This is a genomic window from Stenotrophomonas sp. NPDC077421 (assembly GCF_049545505.1).
Lineage (GTDB): Bacteria > Pseudomonadota > Gammaproteobacteria > Xanthomonadales > Xanthomonadaceae > Stenotrophomonas > Stenotrophomonas nematodicola.
In genome coordinates this window covers 10,968-36,271 of sequence record NZ_JBMWDP010000034.1, presented here as the reverse complement: position 1 = coordinate 36,271, position 25,304 = coordinate 10,968, and the positions used below count along the sequence as shown (strand labels likewise).

Genomic DNA, 25,304 nt, shown 5'->3' with positions numbered 1-25,304 from the left:
CAGGGCATCCTCAGCGTGCCGGGTCGCGGTAGCGGACGGGGTCCGGCCGGAAAAGGTCTTCATCGAACTTGAAGCGCAGGCGCAGGAACACGCCCTGCTGGGTGTACTCGTACCCGTTGAGGTCGCGGTCGCCGTCGAAGCCGGTCCAGTTGTAGCCGGCCGACAGCCACAGGTTCTGCCGCAGCAGGCGGCCGACCTCCATGCCGTAGGCGTACTGGTTGGCGCCGGCCTGCCCGCGGAAGGTGGAGGCAAGCACGCCGATGTCCCAGTTCTCGGTGATGTCGTACACCACCCGCCCGGACAGCAACACGGCCCGGAAGCGGCTGTTGACGCGCGCACTGTCGGTGTAGGCGAACTGGTCCTGCTGCCACTTGCCTGCCACGCGGCCGGTCAGCCACCACGGCCGCGACGGGTGCCAGTCAGCATGGGCCGAGACGATGTGCGCGCGGGTGCGCACGTCCTGGCTGGTGCCATCAACGGTGTTGCCGTCGGACAGGGTCAGGCCGCTTTCATCGCGTTCGAGCTTGTATTCGTAGCGCGCCAGCGCGTTGATCCGGTTGCGGTCGGTATCGCGGTAGGCGACGCCGAGCTGGAAGCGGTCCTGCAGCACATCGCCGCGGGCATCGTAGCGTGTGCTGAGCAGGTAGTTGCGGGCCAGCAGGGTCCAGTCACGGCTGAGCTTGCGGGCAAGCATGAACTGCAGCAGCGTGGTGTTGAAGGCCTCGTTGGTGGCCGTGTCGGGCACGTCCTCGGAGATGCGGTGCTCGGCCCGGATCGCGCCGCGCCACAGCGGATTGGCGCTGTAGTCCAGGGCCAGCGCCAGGCCGGTGCTGTCACCGGTGCTGCCGTCGATCACCTTGACGTGCTCGGCCGAACTGGCCAGGCGCAGGCCTTCGCGGATGTCCCAGGTGTTGCGGATGCCCGAGGCAGCCTGTACATCGCGGCCACTGATCGAATCGCGCAGGCGGTACTCGCTGAAGGTCTGGGTATCGCGCAGATAGCTGCTGTCGATACCGAACACCAGTGCGTCGGCCTCGCGGTCGGTGGTGGTGATGCCGTACGCGCTGGTCAGGCCGGTCTGCTTCTCGTAGCGGCCATACACCCGGCTGCGCTCGAACACCTGGTAGTCCAGGCCCGCGGCCAGACGCCGGCGATCTTCGCCACTGACGCTGTGCTCCACTTCCGCGCCCGCGCTGAGGCGGTCATTGAGGCGATAGCCCAGGCCAAACCGCGCACTGTCCGATTCGAGCTCGGTGCCCACCGGCAGGTCGCTGGTGATCGGGCTGCCGGTGCTGCTGCCGTTGATGACCATCAGGCCGGTCAGCGGGTCCAGCGCCTGCTGCCCGTACCCCAGCGCGCCACCGCCGGAACCGGTCGCAAACCCGCCGGTCAGGCCGCCGGCATTGCCGAACGGCACACCGGACGACCACGGCGAGGTCACGCCGATGGTCTCGCGGATGCTGCGCACGCCCAGGTCCACGGTCAGGCGTTCGGTGGCGCCGATGCGCACGCCGGCGCCACCCGCGTCGCGCTTGCCGCCGTCCGGATTGCGGTCCTCGCTGCGCAGGCCTTCCACATACAGTTCCAGCCGCGGGCCGACCCGGTAGGCAACGCGCGCGTTGTACTCGCCACGGCCGCCATACAGCGGGGCCGCCGGGTTGTTGAACGCCGGATCGGTGCGGGCGGCAAACAGGCGCGCGTCCAGCTTGTCGGCACGGTGCGCGAACTCCACACGCCAGGCATCGCCTTCAACCTCGCCGCTGATGTCCTTCAGGCCCTGCGAGGTGATCTGGTTGATCGAATTGGTGTTGACCTCGCTGCGGGTCCGCGCGAACTCGGCCACCAGCAGCGTGTTGGCCCCGAACCGGTAGCTCGCGTTGGCGCTGCCCATCTTGAACTCGGCATACGGGTTGCGGTCCTCGACCGCCGCCGCGCCGACTTCGAGCTGGTCGGTCAGTTTGACCTGCGCATCGGCGCCGACCACCCAGAACTTTTCGGTGCCCTGGTCCAGCTCATAGGTGATGCGCAGCGAGACCGGGTTGAGGTCGCTGTCGAAGGCCGGCAGGAACTGATTGAGCAGGATGCGGCCGGAGAACGGCTCGAAGCTGTAGTCGACCAGCCGCGCCAGCGAGCGCACCGAGGTGATGCGCGTGGGCTGGTTGCGGTCGCGCACGATCACTTCCACGCGTTCGCTGCCTTCCAGCACGGCGTTGTTGCGCAGTGCGTAGGGCCCACTGCCCTGGCTGCGGAACTCCTCGATCACCTGGCGCAGCGAATCCTGCATCGCAAACACATTGCTGCGCACGCGCTCGCTTTCGAAGTGCCAGCCCAGGCCGGTGGCGGTCCGGTTGTAGGTACCCAGGCTGCGCTGCGGAATCGCGCCGCTGCCACCGATACCGGTGGCCGTGGCAAGGGTGTCGCCGGTCTGGAAGTCGCCGTACAGCAGGTAGCTGCGCCGGTTGTCGATGCGCACGTACAGGCGCTCGGCCGAGCGCGCATCGAAGCCACGCAGCGACGAATCGCCATAGACCGGATAGAACTCTTCAGGCTGGATATCGCGCAGCAGGCGGCCGCGGGTGTCCTTGTCCGAATCGTAGGCGGCGGTCAGCAGGTACTCGCCCTTGATGCGCCCCTTGACGAAGAACGCGGTACGCGCGGCCGCATTGGCCTTGCCGTTGTTGAACTGGCGCTCCCAGCGGCGGATGTCGCGGTCGAACGCGTCGTGGTGCTCCACCGGGGAGATCAGACCGGCATTGCTGCGCCGGCGGAAGTTGACCACGCCCTCGATCAGGCCGGTTGCCAGCAGCTCACGCATTTCCGGCAGGAAGCCGATGGTGCCCTGTGCGGTCTCGGCGCCAGCGGTGATGCGCAGCACCACGTCCTGCGGGTCGTGCGGCGCGAGCAGGTCGAACTCGGCCACGCCGTCCACTACCTGCAGCTGGATGCCGGGGGTGACCTTGTCGGCGTCGAGCGCGCCCGGTCCGAGTTCGTCGGTGCGCGAGCCCGGCAGGCGGATGCGGCCACCGCTGGTCTCGATCGTGGCGTAGGTGGTGCCGGCCAGCGCGCGGCCGGCGGCATCGAGCAGCTGCACGCGCACGTGCACCGCACTCTGGCCATCGGCCGGTACGCCATCCCGGTCCAGCTCGACCAGGATGCGGTCGAGCGTACCGGGCACGGCGCTGTCCAGTGCGCGCGGCGCGGCATCGGTGCTGGCAGGGCTGCGCGGGTACAGGGTGCTGGCATCGCCGAGAACCGGCGTGAAGCGGCCAGCGCTGCCCACGCTCTGCGCCATCGCAGGTACGGCGGCCAGGGCGCAGGCCAGCAGGCTCAGGCGCGGCAGGCGGTACAACGGGTGGGCGCGGCTCATGGCTGCACCTCCGTCGAAGCGCCGGCAGCGGGCGGGTTGGCTCTGGGATGCACGATCGGTCTCTGGTTGGCCGAGTCGGTCGCCTGTTGCGGCGCCCGCGCGGGTTTGCTGTCAAAGCGCAGCGGCGCCTGCCCGGTTTCGGTCTCCGGCGCACGTACCTCACCCTGGGTGCGGCGGGCCTTGACCTGCTCCAGCACCGGGTTGGCACAGCTGCCCTCGATGAAATCGGCGCGGTGCAGTTCGCCGTTCTTGAGATCCAGGAACAGGCTGTCGGCATCGCCCAGGTTGCGGTTGCTGCTGGTGGTCAGGCGCGCGCCGACCGGCAACGTGCTGGCATCCACCTTCAGCGTGTGGCTCTGCGGCGGCAGGCCGCAGTAGCTGTACTTGCCTTCGGAGTCGCTGATCACCCAGGTGCCGTCGGAGAAGTACAGCCGCACGCCCGGGATGCCCAGTTCTTCGCGGTCCTGCACATGGTTGTTGTTGCAGTCCATGAACACCTTGCCCAGCACGCAGGCCTGGTCGGTGAACACGCCACCGGTGACCCGCACGCGGTATTCGGCGCGGTTGGACGGGAGCGCACCGGGCAGCGGGGTGATGCTGCCGGTATCGATGCAGCCGCCGCTGAAGGCACAGCCGAACGCCTGGGCACGGTTGATGCCGTCGCCCTGCTGCGCACCCACGCCCACCCGCACGCGGTAGGTCAGGACGATCTGCCCGCCGACCGCGATCGGGCCGACATCGAAGCCCAGCAGCGGGCCCGGCTTGCCGGAGGGATCGGTCACGGCGCGGCCATCGGCACGTGCGGTGCCGTCGATGTAGGTGAAGCCGCGCGGCAGACGATCGATCACGTTGACCGTGCGCAGCGCGCTGCCCGCGGTCTGGCGGATGGTGATCGTGTACTGCACGGTGTCGCCGATCTCGGCGGTCTGGCGGTCGCCGTTCTTGCTGATGGCCAGGCCCGTTGCCACCGCAGTGTCCAGCGGCAGGTGGTTGTTGATGATCGCGGCGGTATCCGAGCCGGCGAACAGGCCCAGGTAGTACTGGGTCGGCAGGCCGACCGCACCGGTCGGCGCGAGACGGTTCGGCTGCACCTCATGGTTGGCACCCGCGCCGCCTGCCGGCGACAGCGAGCCACTCTGCGGCGGGATCAACGTGGACACGAACTGGTAGCTGCCCGGCGGCGTGACGGTGAGCTTGAATTCGCAACGGGCCGGCGCGGCCGGACCGAACGCGAACTGGTAGAAGCCCTCGCTGCCCACCGTCATCGAGATCGCACTGCCCTCGAGGCGATAGCCACCGCTGCCGGCATTGAGCACCGCGGTGCGCGGGTCGTAACCGGTGCACACGCCCACCGGGCTCAGGGTCACGATCGAGCCCGGGACCGGGTCACGGGTGGTGGCGTCGTAGACCACGCCCGACGGGTCCACCGGCAGGCTCTGCTGCGGCAGATGCTGGCCGGGGCGGAGCACGACTTCCAGCTGGCTGATGCCATTGTCGTTGACCCGGCAGGCACTGACCCCGGCGCGCGCGATGGCGGTCGCCGCGTCGCAGGCTTCCAGGACCCCGGACAGGGACTCGCGGGTGACCGGATTGGGCCACAGGATGTTGGAGGTCGGATCGCGGAAGCGGATGTTCCAGGTCACGCCCGGCACCACATCGGCGAAGCGGTAGCTGCCGTCGGCACCGGTGGTGGTGGTCTTCACCACCTGCCCGGTGATCGGATCGACCAGTTCGACGCCCCACGACGGCAGGCGCTGGTCGCCCCCGTCGAGCAGCTGGTCATCGCTGCCGATGTCGTACCACACGGTCCCGCCGACCGACGCGGCCAGCTGCACGGCATTCGGCACGCGGCAGGCGTTGAACTGGATCGCCTCCACGCACGCGGGCAGCTGGGTCACGTCGCCATCGAACGCCGAGCGCTCGGCGGCGGTCGGCGCGCGGAACTCGTTTTCGCCACCGCCCTCAACCAGCACGGCGTTGTGCACGGTGCCGGCCTCGGCGGCGGCGGCACCGACCAGCGCCTGCACCGCGATGGTGTCCGGCGAGGTGGCACCGGCGGCCAGTACCTGCTGGCTGCGGCAGGTGAAGCGCGTGTCGCCCACCGCGCCGGTGCAGACCCAACCGGTACCGGTCGGGGCAGCGGCGAGGGTCAGGCCGGCAGGCAGGCGGTCGTGCACGACATATTCGCCGCGCGACGGCTGCTGTCCGCCATTGCGCACCTGGAGGGTGTACGCGGCGATGTTGTTGACGGTGAAGCGCGGGCTGGCGGCCGACTTGCTGACCAGCATGTCCGGTGAATCACCAATCTCGCCGAAGTTGTTGTCCAGCGAATCGCCGCCCAGCGGCAGCACGATCTGGCCGATGGTCGACGGTACGGTCTCGCGGCCGCTGGCCACGCCGGTGACCACGCCACCCACGGTGCCGGCACGGGTGATGCCATTGAGGGTCTGCGGCGGCTGGGTCGGCTCGGTCACCGTATAGGTGCCCGGGCGCAGGCCGTCGAAACGGTAGCGACCGTCGGCATCGGTGGTCAGCGTGATCGAGACCGGCTGGCCCAGATCGTCGGTGCCGGTCAGCACCACGGTGACGTTGGCGATGCCGCCCTCACCCGGATCGACCAGCCCGTTGTCGTTGCTGTCGTTGTAGACGCGCCCGGCGATGCTGCCGGTCGGAATCTCGCCAAAGTTGTTCTGGACCGACTGCTGGTTGACCCCCAGCACCAGGCCGGTGATGGTCGACGGCGTCGTGCCCGGCGCGGTCGCCGTGCCACCGGTGCTGCCGGCCACGGTACGGCCATCGCGGGTGCCTGTCGGCTGCTCCGGTTCGGTCACGGTGTAGGTGCCCGGCGGCAGGTCGCCGAAGCTGTAGTTGCCATCGGCATCGGTCACGGTGTCGCGGCTGATCGTATTGCCGACCAGGTCGGTGCCGGTCAGGGTGATGACGACGTTGGCCAGGCCGGTTTCACCCGGATCGACGACGCCATCGTTGTTGCGGTCGATCCAGACCTTGCCGCTGATCCCGCTGTTGAGCGGAATCTCGCCAAACAGGTTGTCCACCGAGGCGCTGCCCGGCGTGGACAGATCGATCGTGCCGATCCGGCTGGGCACCGTGGTCACCGGCGTGGCGGTCCCGCTGCTGACGCCATCGATGGTGCCGGCAGTGGTGATGCCGTTGCTGGTGCCGGTGGGCTGCTGCGGTTCAACCAGCGTATAGATGCCCGGGCGCAGGTCGGCAAAGGCGAAGCGGCCATCCGCATCGGTCTGCACGGTGCGCTGCACGCTGGCGCCGGTATCGTCGGTACCGGTCAGCTCGATGGTCACGCCCTCGATGCCGGTTTCGGCCGCACCCTGCTGCGCGCCGTTGTTGTCGGCGTCGAAGAACACCGTGCCGGACACGGACACGGCCAGCACTTCACCGAAGTTGTTGGCGAGCGACGCCTTGCCGGCCGGCAGCATGATCGCGCTGATGGCACTGGGCACGCTTGCCACGGGGGTGGCGGTACCGGCCGGGGTGCCATCGATGGTGCCGGCGCGGGTGATGCCGTTGATCGTGGCGGCGCCATTGAACACCGGCTGCGCCACCTGCTGGGTCACCGTATAGGTGCCCGCCAGCAGATCGGCGAAGCGGTAGTGGCCGTCGGCATCGGTGGTGATGGCGGCAAGCGGCTGGCCCAGCGCATCGACCGTGCCGGCCGGCAGCTGTACCTGCACATTGGGCAGGCCCGGTTCGCCGGCATCCTGCACGCCATTGTTGTTGCGGTCCAGGTACACGGTGCCGGACAGACTGCCGGCGCGCTCACCGAAGTCGTTGCCGGTCGAGCCGGCCACCGGCAGGTTGACGATGTTGATCACGTTGCCGGGGGTCTGGCGACCCTCGGCCAGCCCGGTCGGCTGGGTCTCGGTGATGCGGTAGTCCTGCCCGGCCACGGCGCCGGGATAGCTGTAATGCCCATCGGCGTTGGTCAGCAGGGTTTCGCTGGTGTCGTCGCCGGTGCCGAACACACCGTCCGGACCTGCGCCCACAATGACCACCTGCACGCCGGGAATGCCGACGTCGCCGGCGTTGTTCTGGCCGTCATCGTTGCGGTCCAGGTACACCGTGCCACTGATGGGCGCGTTGGCCAGCTCGCCGAACAGGTAACCGGTGGCGTCCTGGCCGGCGTCGATACCGATGCCGGAGATCACGTTGGGCACGGCGGTGCTGCCCGGCGTGGTGGCCGTGCCGGCGGTGTGCTTGCCGTCCAGATACGCGGCCGGCTGGGTTTCGGTCAGCGTGTAGCCGGTGCCGGCCTGTGCCGGCAGCAGATCGTTGAAGCGGTAGGCGCCCGTGGCGTCGGTGGTCGCGGTCAGGCTGACCGGATTGCCGAGCACGTCGGTGCCGGTGAGGGTCACGATCACGTTGGCGATCGGGTTCTCGCCGCTGTCGCGGACGCCGTTGTTGTTGCCGGCGGCCACGTTGGAGAAATCCTCGTAGACAAGGCCGGCCAAGGAACCGAGCTTCTCGCCGAAATCGTTGCCGCTGGAGCCGGTCAACGGCAGCGTGGCGATGTCGATCCGGTTGCCCGGGTTCTCCGTCGCGTTGGCATACCCCTGCGGCTGCGTTTCGGTGATGCGGTAGTGCTGGCCGACAACCAGAGTGTCGAAGGTGTAACGGCCCTGCGCGTCGGTCTGCACGCTGACCGGCGGCAGATCGTCGGCGGTGCCGTAGACGCCGTCCGGGCCGGCGCCGGTCAGGGTGATGGTCACGTCCTGCAGGCCGCCGTTGGGCTGCGAGCCGCGGTCGCCGGCATCGCCGGCGTCGAAGTCGCCATTGCCATTACGGTCCAGATAGACATGGCCGGAGATGGCGGTGACCGCGTCTTCGCCGAAGTTGAACACGGTGCCATCGTCGCCGTTGGACAGATCGATGCCGGCGATGCGATCGGTGCTGGCGGCATCGCCGCCGGCACCGGTCGCCACGCTGCAGCTGGCGCATGCCACGCCGCCGATCAGGCCAGGATTGATCGCACTCGGACGGTTGCGGTAGCTGCCGTCCGGCAGCACTTCGCGCAGCGTGTAGATCTGCGGGTCCAGCCCCAGGAAGCTGTAGCTGCCATCGTTGCCGGTGGTACGGGTGGCCACGACAGTGCCGGTGGCATCGAGCAGTTCGAGGGTGGCATTGGCGATCGGGGCGTCGCCGGCGTCGCGCACGTTGCTGTAGTTGCCGTCCACATAGACGAAGCCGGACAGCGAGGGACGCCGCACTTCCGGGAAGTCGTAGCGCACCGCATCCACCCCCGCGCCCAGAGCGATGGTGGTGTAGACCGAGTCGGCGCTGCCGGGCGGCGTCACCGCCGCGAACACACCCCCGGCCGACGGCGCCAGCGGACCGCTGGACGGCGGGGCGACCGGGCCGTTGGCGTAGGTCGGCGGCTGGGTCTGGGTCAGGGTATACCCCTGGGCGCCTGCCGGGGCCAGGTTCTCGAAGCGATAGGCGCCCTGCGCATCGGTGGTGGCATCGAGTGCAACGGCATTGCCGTAGGCATCCTCACCGCTGAGGTGGACGCGCACGCCGGAGATCAGCGGCTCGCCGCTTTGCAGGGTGCCCCCGTTGGCACCGGCGCGGTCGCGGTCCTGGAACACCACGCCGGCCAGCGAGGAACGGAGCACGGTGTGGGTGGTGGTGTCGTCGTTGTTGCCCGGGTCCGGATCGAGCTGGTCGCTGGTGGCCTTGGCACTGTTGATGCCGGTGCCGTTGGCCGGAAGCGTGGTCCAGCGCGCGGGAATCAGCACGCGCACCTGCCCGTCCAGCGCCAGATCGCCCATCCGGCAGGTGACGGTGCGGCCCACCAGCAGGCAGTTGCCCAGGCCGGTGGTCTGCACGCCCGGGTCCGCGGTGGCACCGCGCTTCTGCCAGGTGATGGCCGCCGCGCCGCCGAGCACCTCAAGCCCATCCGGCAGGGTATCGGTGACAACCACGCCGTCGCCGTTGAGCGGGTTGGTCCCGGTGCGGTCGCGCGACAGACTGTGGCCGGGGCCGTAATTGACCACGTCCAGCACGAACCAGAACGGCTGGTGCAGGCTGACCGTGCCCGCCGCCGCCGGCAGGGGCTGGCTGGGATCGGCACTCGGGGCGAGCACTACGCTGGACTTGCGGATGGACAGGTCCGAGCGCGTGCGGATGCTGGTTTCCTGGGTGGCGGTGTTGTTGCTGGTATCGCTCTCGGCTTCGGCCGAGCGCGCGGTGACCGAATTCTTCAGCGTTTCGCCGGTGGCCGGCGGGGCGGTCATGTACTGATAGATCAGGTACAGGTAGCTGGTCTGGTTGTTGGTGATGACGCCTTCGTCGGTGGTGGTGACACCGGCGCTGGGCAGGGTGCAGGAAATGGTCTGCGGCCCGGTGCTGGGATTGGTGCTGCCAGCGGCCACCGAGCAGCGGGTGCCGACCGGTTCCAATGCACCCTGCGGGCCGGCGGCGGTGCCGGTGCGGCTGCCGACCAGGCTCACGCTGGCGCCCGGCGGCGGGGTGATGGTGTCGTCGATCATGGCGCGCGTGGCCAATGACGGGCCCGCATTGCGCACGCTGATCTGGTAGTAGATGTAGTTGTTGACCTCCATCCCGGCGCGCGAGTCGAAGCCCAGCGGGTCCACCGCGCCGATGAAGTTCTGGTCGATCTTGTTGACGATCAGATCGACGCGACCGGCATCGAACGGCAAGGTCGCGTCCTTGCTGTCGTCGTCGGTGCGGTTGTTGTAATCGTAGGTCCGGCCGTTGGCGTCGGTGCCGCTGGACGGGTCCGGCGTACCGTCACCATCGAGGTCGAAGTGGAAACTGCCGGTATTGGTGAACTGGCGGCCGGTGTTGCCACTGTTGACGTTCGGGCGGATCTCCACCGTCATCGTTTCGGTGGAGTTGTTGGCCATGTCCTTCGGCGTGCAGGTCAGGCGCAACGTGGCCGGCGCACTGCCGGTGTTGAACCAGGAGGTGCCACCGGGCGCCGGTGCGGAGCTGATCGACGGGTCATGTGTGGTCACCGTGCAGGCCTTGCTCGCCGCGTCCGAACCGGTACGCAGCGCGGAGAGCAGTACGAAACCGGCATCGTTGGCAGGCAGCGTGAACAGATCGCTGAAGACCACGCCACGCGCCGTCGACGGACCCCGGTTCTGGTAGGTGATGCGGTACGAGGTGTTGACGCCGGCACGCCCCGGCGTGCCCGAGGTGATGTCCTTGCGGGTGGTGGCGACATTGGCCACCGCATCGATCTGGACCCAGTCCGAGGCGGTGTTGTTGCTCTGGTCGATCTCGCCCAGCGCGCCGGGAATGGCCGGATTGATGCGCACACCGGCCGTGTTGCAGAAACGGCCCGGCAGCAGCGGCTGCCCGCCGCAGACGCCGGCCGGCTGGCCCTGGCTGTCGAACAGCCCGCGATTGACGGTGAAACGCACGGTCGCGGTCTCGTTGCGGCCCAGTACGCTGGTTCCGGCATCGCACACCCACGCGCTGCCGCTCAGGCGGCAGTTCCAGCCCGCCGGGCTGGCGTTGCCGGTCAACGTGGTCACGCCGGTGACGAAGCCCGGAATCGGGTCGTTCACCACCACGCCGGGGGTGGCTTCGCCGTCATTGTGGATCAGCAGCGTGTAGGTCACCGAATCATCGCTGTTGCGGATGATGTTGTCGGCGTCGCCCGGCCCGTTGGTCTGCTTGGTGATCGACAGATCGGCACGGTCGTCGGTGGCGCGGCTCTCGCCGCCGGCACAGTCGTTGGTGTCGTTCGGATCGCGGTTGATGCCGCCGGCGGTCACCGGCTCGAGCGAGCCGCCGCTGCCGCCGGTGCAGGCGTCATTGCGCAGCGCACCGGCGGTGCGCGCCAGCGTCTGCAGCGCCAGAGCGGGCGCGCTGGCATTGACGGCCACCGGATAACCGGTGACCAGGGTGCAGGCCACCGTCTGCGCCTGGCCGACGGCCCACGCACGATTGACGCTGCAGCTCCAGCGCCCGATCACCACCGAAGTACCGGGGAGGATCGGCTGCCCGCTGGCATCGACCCACTGCTCGCCGGCCGCGAGCGTATCCACCACCTGCAGGTCGCCGGTGACCGCCCGTGGCCCCAGGTTCTGCACGCCAAGCGTGGACGTCATCATGCTGTCGCTGCGCACACCGGTGCCGTTCCACACCGGGACCAGCAAGGGCGAGCGGGACTTGCTCATGCGCAGGTCGGCGCCATCGGGAATGATGGTCAGGCCGACGGTGCCACTGTTGTTGGCCGGCACGGGGTCCGGCGTGGTTGCGCTGATGTTCGCGGTGTTGCTGACCACCCCACTGCTGTTGGTGCCGGTCGAAGGCACCTGTGCGGTGATGGTGATGATCGCCTGCGCACCCGGCGCGAAGCTGCCGGCCAGGCTGCAGGTACGGACGCTCGCCCCGGCATTGCTGGTGCAGGTCCAGCCGGCCGGTGCCACGCCACCGGTGATCACGAAACCTTCCGGCATCGCGTCGGTCACGACCACGCCGGTGGCGGCGCTGGGGCCGTCATTGCGCGCGGTCAGGGTGTACGTCACCACCGAACCGGCCGCCGCCGGCGCCGGCGATACCGACTTGGACATCGCCAGATCCGCACCGGCGGTGACCGCCGTGGTGACGCGCGCGGCATTGTTGTCCGGCACCGCATCGGGCACGGACCCGGCGTTGACCACCGCGGCGTTGACGATGTTGCCGGTGCCGACATTGACCTTGCCGCGGAACTGGTAGCTGGCGCTCGCACCCACGGCCAGGGTGCCGTTGTAGGTGCCGTTCTGCGCGCTGAAGCTCCAGTCCGCGCCGTTGGGAGTGCCGACCAGCGTCACGTTCGGCGGCAGCGTGTCCACCACCCGGAAACCGGTGGTGACGCTGGGGCCGTTGTTCCTGACGGTGAGGGTATAGGTCACCTCGCCGCCGCCGATCACCGGATCAGGGCTGGCGGTCTTGCTCAGTTCCAGGTCGGCCGCGGCCTGGATGGTCGTGGTCTGGTTGGAACGGTTGTTGCCGACGTTGGTGTCACCGGCGAAGAACGGATCGTTGGCCTGCAGCGCCACGATCGGCGTGGTGGCCGGCGGCAACGCGGCGGCGAAGCCGATGGCCGCATGCAGGGTGATCGTCGCCGGCTGGGTCTGCACGGTGGTGACCGGCAGCTTGAACTGGTACGGCGCACCGGAAGCGCTCAGGGTCGGGTTGGTACACACCACGCGGGTGGTGCCGGCGCTGCCGGGCGATGCGCTGCAGCCGGCCGGCGCGGGGCTGCCCAGCGCCGTGCCGACCGGGAGGTCGATCAGCGTCACGCTGCCGGCAGCGGTGTCATTGGCGCCGTTCTCGACTTTGACGTTGTAGATCACGGTGGTGCCAGCCGGTACCGGGTCGTAGCCGGTATCGGAGAAATCGGTGACCTGCAGATCGATCGCCCACGCAGACAATGGCAGGGCCAGCATCAGGGTCGCCAGGACGGCGCGCCAGCGGCCCATGCGGGCTGATGTGGCTGCGCGCTCGAACGGCGTCACCGCCGCGCAGATGGCTGCGCGATCGCTATGGCTGGACATGCGTTGTTCCCCTGTTCCGGTCTCTGCTGCTTTCAGAGGGAACCCGGCCGGAAGCGGCGATGACCGCAGGCTGGCACGATGCTCCCGTGACGTACGGCGACCTGGGCGCGCGCGACTGTCGTCATGGGCACGCTCAAGCGGGGCGCATTGTGCTGTTGCACCATCGGCAAGTCAGTGCCGTCCGCTCACGCTGGCTCACACTGCCTCACACGCGGGGGTGCCCGATCTCAGGCGGTCAGCAGATAGCCTTGTCCACGCAGGGCGCGGATGGGCAGTTCCAGCCCGGTGGCGCTGCGCACGCGGGCACGCAGCCGGTGTACGAGCACATCGAGCCGGTGCGGATCGAAATCCCAGGGCGTGTCGGTGATGCGCTCGATCAGGCGATCACGGGTAACCGGCTCACCGGACGCCTCGAACAGCAACTGCAGCACGCCCCGCTCCATCGCGGTCAACGCGAGGGTCTGCCGGGCCGGCGACTGCAGCGTCCAGCCATCGGACGACAGTTGCCAGGCCTGCTGCGCGTCCATGATCGGCGGCATGACAGGGCGGGGCGCGGACAGGCGGCGGCGCAGACTGAGCAGCCCGGCAGCCAGTACATCCAGATCCAGCGGCTTGACCAGGTAGACGTCGGCTCCCTGGGTCAGTCCATGCGCCATGTCGTGCGCACTGCCGCGACCGGTCAGCATGACAATGCCGATATCGCCGGCCTGGCGCAGATGGCTGGCCACCGCATAGCCGTCTTCGCCGGGCAGGCCGACATCGAGCACGACGATGTCGCAGCGATCGTGCAGCAGCGCGCGGTAGAGCGCCTCGGCACTGCCAAGTCCACGGGCCTGTGCACCGCGCCACTGCAGGTCGTCGAGCATCAGGTCGAGCAGTTCCGGGTCGTCCTCGACCACCCAGACAGTCAACCCGTCCAGTTCCTTCTGCGCCGCCGGCAGCGGTGCGCCGCCGCGGTTGTCCTGGTCTGCCGTCACGTGGCCGCTTGCCTTGCCTTCACCGGCCTGCAGTCTAGCTGCCGTCTGGAAACGCGCCAAATGCGACAAAAGTAGCGGCCGACATGTCGCCGGTCACGACGCGGGATCGTGACCGGCGAGGTGCCTCATTCCGCCGGCACGTCCATTTCCTTCAGCAGCTCGGGTGCCGGATAGACCTTGGCCAGCAGCCAGCGCAGGTAGCGCATGTCCACGTGCACAGCGCGCTTGTAGCGCGGATCGAACCACCAGCTGGCGCTGACCGACTCCCAATTGCTGTCGAAGTTCAGGCCGATCAGTTCGCCCCGGGCGTTGAGCACCGGCGAGCCCGAATTGCCGCCCGTGGTATCCAGATTGGTCAGGAAGTTGACCGTCTGGGTTTTCAGCACCGGATCGGCCGTGCTGCCGAAATCGCCCTTGGCGATCGCGGCCAGCAGCGGCTTGGGCGCATCGAACGGGTAGGCGTTGGTGTTCTTCTCCACGATGCCGGCAACGGTGGTCACCGGATCGAAATGCACCGCATCACGCGGCGACAGCGCCTCGACCTTGCCGTAGCTGATGCGCAGGGTGCGGTTGGCGTCCGGATACACCGCGCGGCCCTGCTTGGCACGCCACGCGAACAACGCCTGCATGTAGGCCGGGCGCAGGCGCAGCTGCTCGCCCGCACGGGTCTTGCTCTGGTCGTCCAGGCGCAGCTGGGCCGCCACCAGCGGGCCGGCCAGGTCGATCAGCGGGTCACGTGCCAGCGCTTTGCCGTCCTTGGCTGCTGCCAGGCGCGACAGTCGCTCGGCTTCGTCACCGAGCCGGGTGCCGGCATACAGGCCGTCCAGCGCCTTGGCCAGCGCCGCCGGGGTGCGTCCGAAGGCGGCGTCGAATTCCGGTACGCGCTGCGCATCCGGCAACTGCTGGTAGCGGCTCAGCAGCGCGGTCAGCAGCGCCTTCTCGACGGCCGGATCGTAGCGCCGCTGAACCTGCTTGAGCACGCCTTCAATCATCGCCAGGTCGCGCTGCTGGTAGCCGCTCTCGCGCTCGGCATCGGGCTTGGCCGATTCGACCCGCAGGCGTTCGAGCATCAGTGCCGAACGCAGCAGCTGGCTCTGGCTGGCCACCAGGTCCAGCAGCAGATCGCGCTCGCCGAACGAGGCGCCCTGCGACAGCGAGCCCAGCAGCGCATCGATGTCGCCGCGGTAGGTTGCATCGGTGGCGGCCAGCATCGCCGTCTCGTCGGCGGCACGCTGCGCCTTGGCATCGCTGCGCAGCAGGCCTTCCAGCTCACCGGCGGCGCGCTTGCGGTTGTTCTTCAACGACTGCAGCTGCGAGGCATAGCGGGTACGCGCCTGCGCATTCTGCGCGCTGGCCGCCTCGATGGTGTCGATCATCTGCTGGTACACCGCCACGCGGCGCGGCAGCACCGCGTCGATCTGGCTGGCGAACTCGGCCGCCGTGCGGTGGCGGTAGGTAATGCCCGGATAGCCGGCCAGCATTGCGTAGTCACCGGTCTTCGGGCCGTCGATCGCCATTTTCAGGTGCGCCGGCGGCTGGTACGGCACGTTGTCCACGCTGTACGGCGCCGGCTTGCCGTCCTTGCCCACGTACGCGCGCAGCAGGGTGAAGTCGCCGGTGTGGCGCGGCCACATGAAGTTGTCGATCTCATCGCCGTAGTTGCCGATCGCGCGCGGCGGCGCGTAGACCAGGCGCACGTCGCTCAGTTCGAGCTGGCGGATGCGGTAGAAGTCGGTGCCGTAGTACATGTCGGCCACGCTGCAGCGCACGTTGCCGGCCTGCTCGCACTCGGCCACCAGGCGCTTGGTGGCGCGGTCCACGGCATCGAAGTAGGCCCGGCCGGTCTTGCCGCGCGCCTCGCGCAGCACCTCGTCGGTGACCTTGTCGAAGCCGGTGGTGACCAGCACCCGGAAGTCCGGGTTGGCCGGACGCTCGTCGCTGCGCCCCTTGGCGATGAAGCCGTCGTTGATCAGGTTGTGCTCGGGGGAGCTGTTGTACTGGATCACGCCCATCGCGACATGGTGATTGGTGAGCAGCAGACCGTCGCCGGACACGAACGAACCGGTACCCCCGCCGGCACGCACCACCGCACTCAACGGCGGCGCGGTGACGTTGGCCAGGTCGGCCGGATTGCCCTTGAAGCCGGCCGCCTTCAGCGGTTTGGCCAGATCCGGCAGCTGGGTCGGCATCCACATGCCTTCATCGGCATGGGCGCCGGCGGCGAGGGTCAGGCCGAGGGCCAGGGCGGCGGTAAGAGGCTTGCGTGGCGACATGGACACATCCGGTACGTCAGAACAGCCCGGGACCATAGCCGCTGCGCCGGGCCGGGGCAACGGCCGATGGTTGGGTCGCGCCGCGCAGCGCGCGGCACGACCCCTATTTTTCCCGGCGCCAGTTCAGCGAGCCGCGGTTTTCCACGGTGCTCGATTCCAGTTCCAGATCGAAGCCGCGACGCAGCAGGTACTTCAGCGTCAGCACCGAACCGCTGCCCACCAGCGACACGCCGTAGCCGATGTACAGCTTGGGCGAGATGTACTTGCCCACGCCGATCACTGAACCGCCCAGCGCGCGCGACTGGCTCACCCCGGCATCGTCCAGGCCGAGCTTGGCGCCCAGCTGCGCGGCCAGCAGGCCGCTGCCGGCCGACAACGCCGCCGAGGCCGCGTTGACCTGCTGGGCCTGGTCGCTGCTGGCACCGGTGAGGCTGCGACCCAGCACCAGGTAGGCCAGCGCTTCGGACTGCGACATCGCCGGTTCCGACCACACATCCACGCGCGGCGACTGCGCGCGGCCGGTGACGTCGATGCCGGCGGTGACATCGCCCACCCGGCGCTCGGCGCGGATGTTGATGCGCGGGTCGGAGACCGCGTTGTAGTTCCAGTTCAGATTGCCGCGGGTGATGGTCAGGTCCTGGCCGTAGGCCTTGTACCGGCCACTCACTTCCAGCCCACCGTTGGCCGTCATCTCGCGGCCGGGACGCGACCACACCTGCATCTTGCCGCCGAGCGCGCCCTTCAGCCCGAACCCGCTCATCTTGACCTTGTCGCCCAGGCTGACGGTCAGGTCCATATCCAGCGGCGAGGTCGGCGTTTCCTCCGGATCGACCGGATCCAGCACCACCACGTCCTCCGACACCGAGGTGCCGCGATCCAGGCGTTCCAGATCCAGGTCGGCCTCGGGCACATGCACGCTGCCGCGCAGCTGCATGGCGGTACCGGCCAGGGTGAAGTCGAGGTCCGGGTTGGCCACCACGCGCAGCTCGGGGGTATTGGCCAGCAGCACGTTCTCGCCGTGAATGTGCAGCTGCAGTGGCTGGGCATCGCCGAACCACGACAGCCCACCGTCCACGTACAGGGTGCCCTTGCCCGAATTGGCCTGCGCGGTGATCTTGGCCGAGCCGTCCGGCTGGGCGGTGAAGCTGCCCTTGCCCTCGGCGAACGTCAGGCCGAGCGCAGGGAACTCGCCATTGAAGTTGCTCAGCGTAGCCTCGCCCCCCAGCGACGGCGTGCCGCGCGTCCCGCGCAGGCTGACGTGGCCTTCGATCAGCCCGGTGGGGCGCACGATGTCCGGCGAGAACAGCTCCAGCCAGTACAGACGCGACATGTTGAGGTACAGCTCGCCGTTGAGCGGCGCACCGGCATCCCAGCCGGTCTGCACCTTGGCATCCACGAAGCCGTTGCCCTGGAAGCCCACACCCAGCTTGGCGTTGATCTGCGCGGGCGTCATGTCCACGTTGACCGAGAACTGGTCGTAACGCACCAGTTCGCCACGGGCGTTGTCGCCCAGACGGATGCCGCCTTCCAGCGACGCGACCTTGACCGCACCTTCCCAGGCGTTGCCACGTGGCCGGATGCTGGCATCCAGGGTCAGTTCGCCGCGCAGGTAGATGCGGCGCCCCGACTGCGGCGGCAGCCACGGCTGCACCAGGGCCAGCGGCAGCGCATCGCCGCGCACCTGCAGGCCGTCGCGTGGCCAGTTGGCGCTGGCGCACAAGGCGCCGCCGGTGGCCGCGCCCAGGCAGGTGTCGCTGAGGGTGAACGCACTGCCCTGCACGCTGAAGGTGGACGGACCGCGCAGAGTCCAGGCATCGCCCTTGACCGGCGCGATGCGCAGCGAGGACAGATCGCCGCGCCAGGTCTGGCCCTGCTGGCGTACCCCGCCCTGCAGCGCCACCGCGCCCAGTTCATTGCGGGTCTGCGCGTCCACACGCAGGTTGGAGAGACTGCCGCGCGCATCCACGTTCAGCGTGTCCAGCAGCATGCCCACCTGCACCTTGCTGCCCTGCACCGCCAACGTGCCGCTGTCGCCCTGCCACGGCAGGCGTCCCTTGATGCTGATCGCCTCGGCGCTCCAGTCGTCCCAGCGCAGCCCGCTGCCGACCAGGTCGGCGCTGATGTCCGGCGCGGTGCGCGGCCCCTTCACCAGCACATGGCCACGCAGGCTGCCGCTGCTGCCCGGCAGCAGGTCGTCAAGCTGTACCGGTTCCAGCCGCGCGTCGATATCCAGACGATCGCCGACCGAGCCCTTGGCGGTGAGGCGGCTGTTGCCCAGCGCCAGCGCCACGTTGCCTTCGCCCTGTGTACCGCGCAGCGCGAACTGCCCTTTGGCATCCAGCGCGCGCTTGCGCAGCGTGCCCTTGATGCCCGGCACGTCCACGGTGGCTTCGTAGCTGCCGGGGGTACCGGCGGGGCTGTTGGCCGGCGGCGGCACCTGGCGCCCCTTGGACGCCAGCGCACCGGACAGGCGACCGTCCCAACCGGGCACGAAGTACCCCGGGTCGAAATCGGCGAGCTTCACAGCGGCATCCCAGTCCAGCTGCGGTGCCCAGGCCACGCGGCCGGTGACATCCAGCGCGCCGCCCGGGGTGCTGGCCTGCAGCTGTTTGATCAGCGCGGCCTGGTCGTTGCCGCGTATGTCGAACTGCAGGTCGGCGTTCTGCTTCTCGCGTTCCACCGAGGCCTTGCCTACCGCCGCCCATGCCTTCAGCGTGCCGGCAAGGCCCATCCGCGCCTCGGTCAGCGTCACCGGTACCGGGGCTGCCGCATCCGGTGCGGACGGGTCCGCGGCCGGTACGAAGGTCAGGTCATTGGCGACGATCGAGAAGCGCAGGCTGGCGTTCTCCCTGTCGGTGAAATCGGCGGTGCCTTCCAGCCGTGCCTGGCCGCCGAAGCCCTTGAGCTGCAGCGGTGCCACGGTCAGCACCTGATCGGCCAGGCCGACCTTGGACGGGGCCAGTTCCAGCGCGATGTCGCCCTGCTTGAAGGTGCCGCGCAGATTGGCCTGGCCGCCCTTGCCGTCGGCCTGCACGTCCAGCGCCATCGGTGTGCTGGCGCTGGCGTCCATGCCCGGCACCAGCAGCGCCAGGTCCAGCTCGCGGCTGCGTGCGCTGGCCTTCCACACCGGGTCGGTGCGGCCATCGAACACCAGGCTGGCCTGCAGCGGTGCCGGCGCGTTGCCGGCGATGGCCACTTCCATATGCCCCAGGTCGCCCCGCGCCACCAGCCCCAGACGCGCCGGCGTACGCCCGCGCGGCGCCGGCATCAGCGCGCCGATGGTGATGTCGGTGTCGTAGTCGCTGCGCGGCAGGTAATGGCCATCGACACGGAAATCGCCCATGTCGCTGTCCACCTTCAGTTGGGTGGCGCGGAACTCACCGTTGGCGATTTCGATTCCGCCGCGCACCTTGGCGATATCGATCAGCGGCTGCTGCGCCTGGGTGATGCGGAACCCGTCGATGATGATCGTGTCGGCCTGCATCGCCAGCGGCATCTCGATCTGCGGCAGCGAGCCCGGCCACGACGGCAGCTCGAACGGCTCGTCGCTCTTGGCCAGGTTCAGCGTGGCGTTCTTGATCTGCAGCGCGTCCAGCTGGAGTTTGCGCCCCAGCAGCGGCCGGATGTCCGGGTCCAGGTAGGCGCGCTCGGCGGTGAAATGGATGTCGTCGTAGCGGAACACCAGATCGTGCAGCACCAGCGGTCCGGCGACCGGGCCTTCGACCCTGCTCCAGGTCAGCGAGGCCCCCACCGGCAGCCGCGCCTTCACCTGGGCCAGCAGCACGTCGCGGCCGGCCACGGTCTGCAGCAGCCAATACAGCAGCAGCAGGGCCAGCAGCACCAGACCCAGTACGGTGAACCCGGACCAGGCCCAGAACCGGCGCTTGCGGTAGAAACGCACCCGCGGCGGTGGCGTGGTGGGCGCGGAAGGCGTCGGCGTGCTCACAGGTCCGCTCCGATGTTCAGATACAGCTGGAACTGCGAATCGGGGTTGTTCAGGCCGTGCGCGATGTCCACGCGCACCGGCCCCACCGGTGATTTCCAGCGCACGCCGAAGCCCACGCCGGTATGCAGATCGATGGTGTTGTCGAACGCGCTGCCGGTGTCGACGAACACGGCCGCCCCCCACGGCCCACCTTTGAAGTAATGCTCGTACTCGGCCGAGCCGATCACCAGGTTCTTCGCGCCCAGCGCGTACTTGTCCGGGGCCGGCGTGCGCGGGCCCACTTCACGGAAGGCGTAGCCGCGGATGCTGCGGTCGCCACCGGCAAAGAAGCGCAGGCTCGGCGGCATGGCCACCAGGTCACTGGTCCAGGTGGTGCCACCTTCGCCGCGCAGGATCAGGCGGTCGCTGTCACCGAGCGGCACGTACCAGCGCAGCCGGACATTGGCCTGCACGAAACTGGTGTCCGAGCCGGCGCCCTCGATGCCGCCGCGCAGGGTCGCGCTGCCGCTGATGCCCCGGCGCGGGAACAGTTCATCGTCCACATTGACGTAGTCGGCCACCAGCTGCGGATACACCAGGGTGGAGGTGTTGTAGACCGCATCGGTGAACTCGGTACCCGACGCGTACCGCCAGCGCTCGCGCAGCGCGTTGACCGAGGCGATCGCAGTCCAGTGTTCGTTGATTTCACCGCTGCGTCCGGCGCTCAGCTTGAAGTTGCGCAGGTCGATGTAATCGGTCTGCTCGTCGTAGGCGCTGGCGGTGAAGGCATACCAGCCGTCAAGCCAGTTGAACGCGGGAATGCGGTAGCTGGTCAGCAGGCTCTTGCGCTTCTGCGCATAGTCCAGCTGGGTGTTCATCTTGTGGCCGCGGTTGTTGAGGAAACGCCGCTCGACGCCACCGCGCACACCGGCACCGCTCTCACTGCCGTAGCTCAGGCCGGCGGTGTAGATGGTGCGCTTGGCCCGGGTCAGGTTGACGTCCACCGGCACATCCCCGTTCCCGTCGGCCTGGTCCGGGCGCGGCTGGATGTCGATCACGCTGAAGTAGTCCAGCTTGGTCAGCGACTCGCGCAGCCGGTCCAGTTTGCCTTCATGGAAGTAGCTGCCCTTGTCCCAGTACACCAGCGGATCGAACAGCTTGTCGACGAAGTAGTCCTGGTGGAACCGGATGTCGCCCATGTTGTAGCGGCGGCCGCTGTCCCAGGTCAGGTCGATGTCGGCCGCGTTCTCGGCGCGGGTGATCTGCACCTGGCGCTGGGTGTAGTCCGCATCGAAGTAGCCGCGCTCGGCCAGGCGGCGGGTCACGACGATCTTGCTGGCCTCGTAGGTGGTGTGCTCGAAACGCTGGCCCTTGCGTGGCTTGAACTTCTCCAGGTCTTCCTGCAGGTACTGGTCGTACTGCGCCGGTCCGGTGATGTCGATGTGCTCGCGCCGCACCAGGGTCGGCGGCCCCTTGTCCACGTGGATCACCACCCGCAGGGTTTCGCCCTCGCGCGGGCTATCGACCTTGATCACCGGGTTGTAGTAGCCGAACGGCTCCAGCGCTTCGCGGGTCTGGCGCTCGGCCTGGGACAGCAGGTACTCCAGGCGCGACTCGCCCTGGACCTTGCCGATGGTGTCGTACAGGGACAGCGAGACCTCGATGTTCTCGATCATCTCGGCGTCGTCGCCCTTGTCCAGTCCCTTGATGTCCACTTTCTGGATGGTCCCGCGCGCGTGTGCCACCGAGGCGGTGGCCAGCGTCAGGAACATCAGTGGCAGAGCGATTTTCGTTGGCTGCATGCGGACAGCATAACGGGCCATCGCGGGCATGCGAAATCGGCGGGGGTGTTTCAGAACGACGGTGAAGGACCCGTTAAAGTCACGCAGAAAGTCGCCTTTGTCATGCACCGCAGGATCGATACCTGCACGTCCTCGGACAGAAGCGTCCGCGACCGCACGCGCCCGTCCGCCACACACGACGAAGGCGCGAACAGCAGGAGCCGTCGCGCCTTCGGGATGGCTGCGGGGCGCAATGCCCCGTGGCCTCAGCTGGACAGGTGCTCGATCGCCGCCACGCTGCCCAGGCGATCGCCCAGACGCTTGAGCAGGGCCAGGCGGTTGGCACGCAGCGCGGGGTCCTCGGCGTTGACCATCACCGCATCGAAGAACGCATCCACCTGCGGACGCAGGCGGGCCAGGCGGTTGAGCACGCTGACATAGTCCTTCTGGTGCAGGCTGGCGTTGGTTTCCTCGATGGCCGCTTCCACCGCTTCGGCCAGTGCGCTCTCGGCCGGTTCGGCCAGCAGCGCGCGGTCGACCATGCCCGGGATGTCGCCCTCGGCCTTGCGCAGGATGTTGCGGATGCGCTTGTTGGCGGCGGCCAGCGCCTCGGCTTCCGGCAGCGCGGCGAACGTGCCGATGGCATCGATGCGGCGGTCGAAGTCGTACAGCGAGGCCGGCTTCAGGTCGGCCACCGCGTTGAAGTGCGTGGCCGGCACGCCCTTGTCGGCGTAGTAGCCCTTCAGGCGGTCGAGGATGAACAGGTGCAGGTCCGACACCAACTGCCGCGCGTCAACCTCTTCAGACGGCTTGCTGGCGCCCACGGTGCGGATGCCTTCCTGCTCGGCCGTCTGGTTTGCACGCGCCGTCCTGAGCGCGGTGCCGACGCTGATCGAGTGATTGACACCGTCCAGTGCACGCTGCAGCAAAGCGTTCAGATCCAGGTCGAACCCGCTCTCGATCACCGTCCGCGCCAGCCCCAGCGCGTTGCGGCGCAGGGCGAACGGATCCTTGTTGCCGGTCGGCTTCAGGCCGGCGGCGAAACCACCCGCCAGGGTGTCGGCACGCTCGGCAATCGCCAGCACCTTGCCCAGCGGCGACAGCGCGATATCGTCGCCACCGAAGCGCGGCTGGTAGGCCTCGTCGATGGCCAGCGCCACCTCCGGCGACTCACCGCCGGCCAGCGCATAGTGGCGGCCGGCGATGCCCTGCAGCTCGGGGAATTCGTTGACCATGCGCGACTGCAGGTCGTTCTTGGCCAGCACCGCAGCGCGTTTGGCCAGCACCGGATCCACGCCCACCTGCGGCGCGATCGCCTCGGCCAGCGCGACCACGCGCAGCACCTTGTCGGCCACCGAGCCCAGCCTGGCCTGGTAGGTCACCGTCTTCAGGCCCTCGCCCATCGACGTCAGGCCCTGCTTGAGGTCTTCATCGAAGAAGAACTTGGCATCGGAGAAGCGCGGGCGGATCACCCGCTCGTAGCCCTTGGCCACTTCGGCCACGTCCCTGGACTCGATATTGGCGATGCCGATGAATTTCTCGGTCAGCCTGCCGCCGGCATCGAGCACCGGGAAGAACTTCTGATTGATCTCCATCGTTTCGATCAGCGCTTCCTGCGGCACCGCCAGGAATTCGCGCTCGAAACTGCACAGCACCGCCGCCGGCCATTCGACCAGGTTGACCACCTGCTCCAGGTTGTCGTCTGTGATCCGCGCCTGGCCACCGGCCTGCGTCGCGGCGGCATTGACCGCCTCGACGATGCGGGTACGGCGCGCGTCGGGGTCGACCAGCACGAAGGCCGCCTGCAGCGAGCCGACGTAGTCGTCCGGCGACGTCAGCCACACGGTCTTGTCGTGCATGAAACGGTGGCCGCGGCTCATGCGGTCGGCCTTCAGGCCGAGCACCTCGGCCTCGACGATGTCGCCGCCGTGCAGCAGCACCAGCCAATGCACCGGGCGGGCGAAGCCGTAGGCGTGGCTGCCCCAGCGCATCGGCTTGGGAATCGGCATCGCCGCGATCGCCTCGCGCAGAATCTCCGGCAACAGCGTGGCGGTGCGCGCGCCCGGGGTGGTGGAGCGGTGCACGAAGCGCTCGCCCTTGGCATCGCTGGTGCGCTCCAGCGCGGTCCAGTCGATCCCGGCCTTGGCGGCGAAGCCCTGCAGTGCCTTGGTCGGCTGGCCGTCGGCATCCAGCGCGATGTTCAGATACGGGCCAAGCACTTCACTGTGCTGTTCGGGCTGCTCCACGGCCACGCCGGGCAGCAGCACCGCCAGGCGGCGCGGGGTCGACAGCGGCTTGGCATCGCCACGCTCGACGGCGACGCCGCGCCTGGTCAGGCCGTCCACAACACCCTCGAAGAAAGCCTGGGCCAGACCCGGCAGCGCCTTGACCGGCAGCTCTTCGGTACCCAGTTCGATCAGCAGCGGCAGCATCGTGCTCATGCCTGCACCTCCTTGGCAGCCACGGCTTCGAGGCGCTTGGCCTCGTACAGCCTGGCCACGGCCTGGGCCAGCGCGCGCACGCGCAGGATGTAGCGCTGGCGCTCGGTCACGCTGATCGCACGGCGTGCATCCAGCAGGTTGAAGGCATGGCTGGCCTTGCACACCTGCTCATAGGCCGGCAGCGGCAGGCCAACCTCGACCAGCGTCTGCGCTTCCTTCTCGCAGGCGTCGAAGCGATGGAACATCTCCTCCACGTCGGCGTACTCGAAGTTGTAGGTGCTCTGCTCGATCTCGTTCTGCAGGTACACATCACCGTAGGTCACCGGCGTGCCATCCGGGCCGTAGGTCCACACCAGGTCGTAGACGTTGTCGCAGTTCTGCAGGTACATGCACAGGCGCTCGAGGCCGTAGGTGATCTCGCCGAGCACCGGCTTGCACTCCAGGCCACCGGCCTGCTGGAAGTAGGTGAACTGGGTGACTTCCATGCCGTTGAGCCAGACTTCCCAGCCCAGGCCCCAGGCACCGAGGGTCGGCGATTCCCAGTTGTCCTCGACAAACCGCAGGTCGTGCACCAGCGGATCGATGCCCAGCGCCTTGAGCGAATCAAGGTACAGCTGCTGGATGTTGTCCGGGCTCGGCTTCATCGCCACCTGGTACTGGTAGTAGCGCTGCAGGCGGTTGGGGTTCTCGCCGTAGCGGCCGTCGGTGGGACGGCGCGAAGGCTGCACGTACGCGGCATTCCAGCTTTCCGGACCGATCGAGCGCAGGAACGTGGCCGGGTGGAAGGTGCCGGCACCGACCTCCAGGTCCAGCGGCTGGATCAGCACGCAGCCCTGCTGCGCCCAATACTGGTTGAGGGTCTGGATCAGGCCCTGGAAAGTGATCGGAACGTTGGAAGTCGCGGACATGCGGCGGATTCTTGCCTGCAGGAGGGGTGCGCTAGTATAGCGACGACCACGCGGACACCGCCCCGGCACGCCATCGGGCCGGAC

8 protein-coding genes are annotated in these 25,304 nt (G+C 68.5%); all 8 read right to left on the bottom strand.

Features of this window, described 5'->3' with window-relative positions; genetic code table 11:
• Positions 1 to 10: 10 nt before the first annotated feature.
• On the bottom strand, positions 11 to 3,367 hold the full coding sequence (locus ACPEH1_RS16145) for an Ig-like domain-containing protein (RefSeq protein ID WP_017356875.1): 3,357 nt from the start codon (positions 3,365 to 3,367) through the stop codon (positions 11 to 13).
• Positions 3,364 to 12,915: an SdrD B-like domain-containing protein gene (locus tag ACPEH1_RS16140; RefSeq protein ID WP_423716054.1), complete on the bottom strand. Its 9,552-nt coding sequence runs from the start codon at positions 12,913 to 12,915 to the stop codon at positions 3,364 to 3,366. The genes ACPEH1_RS16145 and ACPEH1_RS16140 overlap by 4 nt, the downstream gene beginning before the upstream one ends.
• Positions 12,916 to 13,142: 227 nt before the next feature.
• Positions 13,143 to 13,892 (bottom strand): response regulator transcription factor, encoded by a 750-nt coding sequence (locus ACPEH1_RS16135; RefSeq protein ID WP_136006477.1) that lies wholly within the window; start codon positions 13,890 to 13,892, stop codon positions 13,143 to 13,145.
• A 125-nt stretch (positions 13,893 to 14,017) separates the two neighbouring features.
• Positions 14,018 to 16,165 carry a S46 family peptidase gene (locus tag ACPEH1_RS16130; RefSeq protein ID WP_136006479.1) on the bottom strand — a complete coding sequence of 716 codons (2,148 nt, stop codon included), beginning with the start codon at positions 16,163 to 16,165 and terminating at the stop codon, positions 14,018 to 14,020.
• 103 nt (positions 16,166 to 16,268) lie between these two features.
• The gene (locus tag ACPEH1_RS16125) at positions 16,269 to 20,111 is read right to left on the bottom strand and encodes a translocation/assembly module TamB domain-containing protein (protein WP_166473601.1); all 3,843 of its coding nucleotides are present in this window, start codon (positions 20,109 to 20,111) and stop codon (positions 16,269 to 16,271) included.
• Positions 20,108 to 21,892, bottom strand: a complete 1,785-nt coding sequence (locus tag ACPEH1_RS16120; RefSeq protein WP_229296526.1) for an autotransporter assembly complex protein TamA — start codon at positions 21,890 to 21,892, stop codon at positions 20,108 to 20,110. Before ACPEH1_RS16120 ends, ACPEH1_RS16125 begins: the two co-directional genes overlap by 4 nt.
• 245 nt (positions 21,893 to 22,137) lie before the next feature.
• Entirely contained in the window at positions 22,138 to 24,312 is a 2,175-nt protein-coding gene (gene glyS, locus ACPEH1_RS16115) for a glycine--tRNA ligase subunit beta (protein ID WP_423716053.1), read from the bottom strand.
• Positions 24,309 to 25,220 carry a glycine--tRNA ligase subunit alpha gene (glyQ, locus tag ACPEH1_RS16110; RefSeq protein WP_017356533.1) on the bottom strand — a complete coding sequence of 304 codons (912 nt, stop codon included), beginning with the start codon at positions 25,218 to 25,220 and terminating at the stop codon, positions 24,309 to 24,311. Before glyQ ends, glyS begins: the two co-directional genes overlap by 4 nt.
• Positions 25,221 to 25,304: the final 84 nt, after the last annotated feature.

What these genes read in the sequence shown, in the direction of transcription:
- ACPEH1_RS16145 (WP_017356875.1), bottom strand. Translation starts at nt 3,367, where the DNA reads ATGAGCCGCGCCCACCCGTTGTACCGCCTGCCGCGCCTGAGCCTGCTG.
- ACPEH1_RS16140 (WP_423716054.1), bottom strand. Translation starts at nt 12,915, where the DNA reads ATGTCCAGCCATAGCGATCGCGCAGCCATCTGCGCGGCGGTGACGCCG.
- ACPEH1_RS16120 (WP_229296526.1), bottom strand. Translation starts at nt 21,892, where the DNA reads ATGCAGCCAACGAAAATCGCTCTGCCACTGATGTTCCTGACGCTGGCC.
- glyQ (WP_017356533.1), bottom strand. Translation starts at nt 25,220, where the DNA reads ATGTCCGCGACTTCCAACGTTCCGATCACTTTCCAGGGCCTGATCCAG.
- glyS (WP_423716053.1), bottom strand. Translation starts at nt 24,312, where the DNA reads ATGAGCACGATGCTGCCGCTGCTGATCGAACTGGGTACCGAAGAGCTG.
- ACPEH1_RS16130 (WP_136006479.1), bottom strand. Translation starts at nt 16,165, where the DNA reads ATGTCGCCACGCAAGCCTCTTACCGCCGCCCTGGCCCTCGGCCTGACC.